We start from the raw sequence: 689 nt of genomic DNA, 5'->3' as shown, positions 1-689 counted from the left end.
GAGTGAGCACTTAGCTGAGATTTCACTTCTGCTAGTTGGATGAAAGCAACAAACTCGTTCACCACGCTCTTGTTACCGATAAGCGAGCCCGCCGTAATCGCCTCTTCCCATGGCACACCTAACAACCATGCGACAGGTGCAAATACGTAGCCTAAGATAAGCTCAAAGCTTAGTGGCGTACCAATAAGGTCTCCAACCCAACCTAGCATGCCGTTCAACAACGCGATTACGCTGATGAACGCTAACAACGTACCACCTACAGACACAGCGATACGAACACCCGCCATTGCGCCATCGGCTAACGCTTCAACCACGTTAGTTGCGCGTGGAATTTCCACTTGGCTAATGTCGATATCTGGTGCTTTGTTCACATCTTCTGGCATGAGAATTTTTGCCATCAACAAACCTGCGGGCGCAGACATAAAGGCAGCAGCGATAAGGTAGTTAAGATCAACACCCAACGAGGCATAACCTACCAACGTACCACCAGCTACTGATGCCAAACCACCTGTCATTACCGCAAAGAACTGCGAATCAGTCATGTGCTTTAGGTAGGGTTTCACCATAAGTGGCGCTTCGATAGTGCCGACAAAAATGTTCGCCGTTGCAGACAAAGACTCAGCACGACCAATGCCAAGAAGCTTTTGAATACCACCACCAATGAAGTTGATAACTTTTGGCATCACACC

At 48.5% G+C, this 689-nt stretch carries 1 protein-coding gene; it reads right to left on the bottom strand.

Annotated features, from left to right (window positions below; genetic code table 11):
- Positions 1-689 (bottom strand): nucleoside transporter C-terminal domain-containing protein (locus tag R7O13_RS27245; RefSeq protein WP_318305245.1); only part of this gene is annotated, 689 nt, incomplete at both ends.

It is taken from the genome of Vibrio sp. Y176 (genome assembly GCF_033438945.1).
This window is presented reverse-complemented; position numbering and strand designations above follow the sequence as displayed.